The organism is Aggregatilinea sp., from assembly GCF_036822615.1.
Taxonomy (GTDB): domain Bacteria; phylum Chloroflexota; class Anaerolineae; order Aggregatilineales; family Aggregatilineaceae; genus Aggregatilinea.
In genome coordinates, this window is sequence record NZ_DAISHJ010000202.1 from 1 (window position 1) to 4,748 (window position 4,748).

Consider the following 4,748-nt stretch of genomic DNA (forward strand, 5'->3'; position numbering starts at 1 on the left):
CAGCACGCCCCACAGCAGGCGTCCGGTCGTGGCGGGCCGCCACCACAGGTAGCGCAGCGCCTCGGCCAGCGTCAGGTCTTCGATCACCACCTGCCGCGCGGGGGCCGGGTCGGAGACCGGCGCGGGCACTGTCTCCGGTTCCGGCGTGGGCGTTGCGTCCGGCAGCGGCACAGAAGACGCCGCCTCGATGGGCGGCTCAGGCTCGGAATCAATGGGCAGATCAGGCGGAAGATCGGGATACTCAGCCATTCACAGGTCCGGCGGGTTACAAATGCGGATCGGGTCCGGGCTTGCGGCCCTTGAGCGCCAAATTGACCGTACTGCGGCCCGGCGGCTCGTCGAGCTTGTTGGGCCGGTCGAACAAATTCAGCACGGCCACACCCAGGTTGATCGGATTTAACAGGCTGCCGCGATTCTTGTCAAATGTTGTGCGGTCGGCGGCGTTCGCCATGCCCTCAGGCATCAGGCCCGATTCGAGCAGCGGCTTGCCCAGCCCGTACACGAGATTATGAATAAACGGGAAGCTGTAGTGCGTGAAGGCCCGCTCCACCTCGACGGTGAAGCCCGCCGCCAGCGCCGCCGCGCGCAGGTCGTCGCGCCGGTAAAGGCGCACGTGATTGGCCCAGATGCCCGCCAGCGGCCCGCGCCGGATCTTGGTGTGGAACAGCGTTTCGAGCGTCTTGTTGATGGGGTCCCACCAGAACGGGTAATTGGCGTTGGGCACGGTGATCGCCACGACGCCGCCCGGCTTCAGCACGCGGTAGACCTCGCGCAGCCCGGTCACGTCGTCGTCGATGTGCTCCAGAATTTCCGACAGCAGCACGCCGTCGAAATAGTTGTCGGGGAATGGCAGGCGGTAGATATTGCCGCGCGTCAGCGTCACGCCCGGCAGGCTGCCCACGTTGTGCTGCGCCTTGCGGATGATCTCGTCGTCCAGCTCCAGCCCGACGAGCCGCGCCCCGCTGACGGTGCGGTACATGTTGAGGTAAAAGCCGCGCCCGCACGCGCAGTCGAGAATGAGCGCATCATCGCGCGGCGGAACCCACTCAAAAATAGTTTGGACCCGCTTCTTGAACGCCATATCGGCTTCGTTGCGGGTCAAGCGCTGAATCGTCTGCTGATCGACCGTCATAAGCCCCTATCAAATGGGTGGCGAACAGCCGACCCGCTCGCCACCCCCATGCTGCATATGAAAAACCCGGTTTAGCTGTCGCTCGACTCGCTCACCTGACCGTTGGTCTGGGCGATGGTCGTCTGCAAGCCTTGAATCAACTGCTGTTTTTCCGTGTCGGAGAGCTTCGCCTCGGAGTGCATCATCACGTAATAGAACGGCGGCATCTCACCGCTGTCGATCACTTCGCTGATTTCCCCGGCGCTCTGCGGATGACTCGCCCAGTCCGAGAAGTTCATGGTGTCGCGGCCTTCGTTCACATCCCGCCACAGCAGCAGCTTGGATGGGGCGATCTTGGAGTACCACGGCCAGACCGTCTCGTTGCTGTGGCAGTCGAAACAGGACGACGCCGCCAGATCGCGCGTCTGCGGCGAATCCCAGTTCGGCTCGCTGACCACGGGCGGGTTATCCCGGCTGAGCGGGATGATCTGAATCACGAGCAGGGCTGCTACCAGCACGAGCACGACTCCACCGACGATTTTTTTCCAGTTTTGTTTGATGCTATCCATCGTCATCTCCAAGGAGCATAAGGCTAGGAACGGCTGCCCATGCAGTCGCCTGAATGATACTCCTTAGATGCAGTTAATAGCTAATCGTTGTATCCCCGTCCCTGCATGGCCGCACGGCGGAATTCCGCCTCGTAGTGGTCCACCGTTTCGTCCAGATTGAAGACGCGATCGATCTCCTCGCGCGGCTTGACGTACCGGTCACGGTGCGCGAGCACATCGATCACCGCTTCACCGATGGCGTGCCAGTCGCCGCGCGGCACGATCTTGCCCATGCCCGTCGCCGTCACCGGGACGCGCCCACCGGGCGTATCGGTCATGACGACCGGCGTTCCGCACAACATCGCCTCGACCTGCACCAGCGCGAAGCATTCCGTGTCGCTGGGCAGCACCAACACGTCGCACGCGGCGAAAAAGTTCGACATGGCCTGCATGCTGCTGAGCTGGCCCAGGAAGATCAACTGTTCCTCATAGCGCGTGACCAGCGCCTGATTGCGCTCCCAGGTGTCCTCGTAGCGGATGTCGTACTCTCCGGCGAAAACCACACGCGCCGTCGGGAAGCGCTGGTTGATCACTTCCAGGGCGCGGATCAGCAGGTCGGGCCGTTTTTCCTCCACGAACCGCCCCGCGTAGCCGATCACCGGGCCGCCGTCGCTCTGCCAGCGCTCGCGCAGTTCCGCGACGCGCTCCGGATCGGGATCGGGCACCTGGATCGGCGGGTAAATCACCGACACCTTGTTGGCGAACGGCTTGAGGTAGTAACTGTTGTCGGCGTAATCCTGGCTGTACGCGATCAGCCGCGCGGCGCGTTTGGCGAGCACACGGTAATTCTCGAACGTAAACCAACGCACGAAGCGATTGAACAGGCCGCTGGGCAGGATCAGGTCGCCGTGATGCGTGGAGATCACCTTTTTGCCCTGCATTTCGGCGAGCACCGAAACCAGCGCTGTTTCGAGCATAGGCGTGTGCATCCAGACCACGTCGTGCGTGCGGATCAGTCCCCACGCCGCCCACGGGTACGCGGGCATGACCATGCCCCGGCTGACGCGGATCGGAGCCCACAGGCGCACCAGCCGTACGCCGTTGATCGTCTCGTCACGCGGCAGGTCGATGTGGTGGCGCGCGGTAAGGATCGTGACCTCGTGCCCGCGCTGCACCAGCGCCTCCGCCACGCGCTGCACGTGGATCGGCACGCCCGTGCGGTGCGGCAAATAATACTGGAGCGTAACCAGGATTTTCAGCGGGCGGTCGGCCTGGAAGAGTGTCTCGATGTCAGTCATAGGCAGTTACGCGCATCCGCGCTCTATCACCCTTCGGAGGGAGTCGTCTGTGTCTCAAGATCGGAATTAGACTGGGACTGGCGGGTGCGCAGCGTCTGGGCCGCGCGGGTCACCTCGCCCAGATTCACGTTCAGCGCCCACAGCCCGATCAGCCCGGTCACGATGTACGTCGCCAGATTGACCGCGTGCAGAATCAGTGCCAGCGCCACCGCGCGCGGATCGGTAGTCTCCGCGACCAGATCCGCCGCCGCGATCCCGAACACGATCGCGGCCTCGAACGGTCCGAGGTTCCCCGGCACAGCGGGCACGGCCACCACGAACGACGCCAGCGCGATCATCGCCATCGACGCGGCCCAGGTCGGGTGATCGAACACCGCGTAGAGCATCACATAGCCCGCCGCGACGGACGTCGCCCAGGATGCCGCCGTCCACCATACGGACTGCAGCAGCAGGCGCGGCGAGGCCAGCGGCAAGATGCCTTCCAGCAGGTCGTCTACCCAGGCGTGCAGGCGCGGCGTATCGAGGAACTTGATCACGCGCCCCAGCCCGCGCAGCACGGCATGCGCCCACGGCGGACGCGCCGCAAACACGGCCAGCACGATCACGCCGATGATCGCGCCCACGCCGAGCGCGACGCCAACCAGCCCGATCTCCAGCCCGGTCGGCAGCACGGCCAGCGTGATGCCCACCAGCCCGAACACAGCCAGCGTATCCAGCAGCCGCTCGACCACCACCGTGCTGATCGAGGTCAGCACCGGCACGGGCGGATCGGCGCGCAGGGCCAGCACCGCGCGGGCCAGCTCGCCCACGCGCAGCGGCAGCACGCCGTTGACGAAGTAGCTGATGTTGAGGATGTGGAAGCTGTCCGAGGGCGACAGGCGGCCTTTGAGCAGCACGCGCCAGCGGATGCTGCGCAGCCACAGTCCCAACGTCGAAAGCGCCACCACCGGGATGACCGTCCAGTAGTTAGCGTCCGCCAGTTCGTCACGCACCCCACCCAGGTCGCGCCGGAAGAGGTAGACCAGCGCGATCACGCTCACTGCCAAACCGAGCAGCAGACTCGGCCATCGTTTTTTCATTCGGGACGTCCTACCTGTGAACCAACACGGCGGTCGATTATGCCAGAGCCGCCGTATCGACGCTAGGTAGAGGTACACGCATGGGCGGCGAATTCCTCAGAACGGGCCATAACCGCACACCGGGTTTTCGTAGGGGCGATGCGAGCATCGTCCGTCGCGCAGAAACGGGCAGAGCAAGTTCTGTCCCACCACTGGCGCACGTCATTGGGCAAGCTCCTCGTCTTTTCCAAACACCACCCACGCGAGGCTGGCTTGTTCTTGACTCACCACTTTAAACTGTAGACTAACGACTGCCTTTAGCTGTTCGCTGTTGACGCTCCGCCCCGCCGCGCGTATAATACGGGGCAGTTCGCGGGTATAGTTCAGTGGTAGAACGTCAGCTTCCCAAGCTGAATGTCAGGGGTTCGAATCCCCTTACCCGCTCCATCTAGGCATGCCGGTCCCGGCGTGCCTTTTTTGTTGCGACCGGGCCGCCTCGCGCAAAAACGCCAACCTCGACTACAATGCAGGCGTGAACCCTGACGAAATCCGATCCCGTCACGCCAGTAGGAGTAGTGCCCCGTGACTGTCGACTCAGCCCACCGCTTTCCCGCGCTCGAAATCGTGTGCCAGGCGCCACCCGACCGTCTGAACGAAGACGCCTGGGTGGCAACCACCGCCGGAACGCTGGTCGAAACACTTATCGCCGCCGCCATCGACGGCGCGACCACCC

General features: G+C 63.9%; 4 protein-coding genes, 1 tRNA gene and 1 pseudogene. 1 reads left to right on the top strand and 5 read right to left on the bottom strand.

The features are described 5' to 3' along the window. The 5 genes and pseudogenes from V7116_RS25400 to V7116_RS25420 all read right to left on the bottom strand — a co-directional run. Positions 1–249, bottom strand: a pseudogene (locus V7116_RS25400) (hypothetical protein); the annotation flags it as partial. 16 nt (positions 250–265) lie between these two features. Further along, entirely contained in the window at positions 266–1,132 is an 867-nt protein-coding gene (locus V7116_RS25405; RefSeq protein ID WP_324394805.1) for a class I SAM-dependent methyltransferase, read from the bottom strand. Between the two features lie 71 nt (positions 1,133–1,203). Further along, positions 1,204–1,680 carry a heme-binding domain-containing protein gene (locus V7116_RS25410; protein ID WP_324394806.1) on the bottom strand — a complete coding sequence of 159 codons (477 nt, stop codon included), beginning with the start codon at positions 1,678–1,680 and terminating at the stop codon, positions 1,204–1,206. A gap of 80 nt (positions 1,681–1,760) precedes the next feature. Next, complete coding sequence (locus tag V7116_RS25415) at positions 1,761–2,957, bottom strand: glycosyltransferase family 4 protein (protein WP_324394807.1); 1,197 nt, start codon at positions 2,955–2,957, stop codon at positions 1,761–1,763. A gap of 26 nt (positions 2,958–2,983) precedes the next feature. After that, entirely contained in the window at positions 2,984–4,036 is a 1,053-nt protein-coding gene (locus tag V7116_RS25420) for a lysylphosphatidylglycerol synthase transmembrane domain-containing protein (RefSeq protein ID WP_324394808.1), read from the bottom strand. 351 nt (positions 4,037–4,387) lie between these two features. Between V7116_RS25420 and V7116_RS25425 the strand changes: the two genes are divergently transcribed. Then, positions 4,388–4,462, top strand: a tRNA-Gly gene (locus V7116_RS25425). The last annotated feature ends 286 nt before the right edge of the window (positions 4,463–4,748 follow it).

What these genes read in the sequence shown, in the direction of transcription:
- V7116_RS25405 (WP_324394805.1), bottom strand. Translation starts at nt 1,132, where the DNA reads ATGACGGTCGATCAGCAGACGATTCAGCGCTTGACCCGCAACGAAGCC.
- V7116_RS25410 (WP_324394806.1), bottom strand. Translation starts at nt 1,680, where the DNA reads ATGGATAGCATCAAACAAAACTGGAAAAAAATCGTCGGTGGAGTCGTG.
- V7116_RS25415 (WP_324394807.1), bottom strand. Translation starts at nt 2,957, where the DNA reads ATGACTGACATCGAGACACTCTTCCAGGCCGACCGCCCGCTGAAAATC.
- V7116_RS25420 (WP_324394808.1), bottom strand. Translation starts at nt 4,036, where the DNA reads ATGAAAAAACGATGGCCGAGTCTGCTGCTCGGTTTGGCAGTGAGCGTG.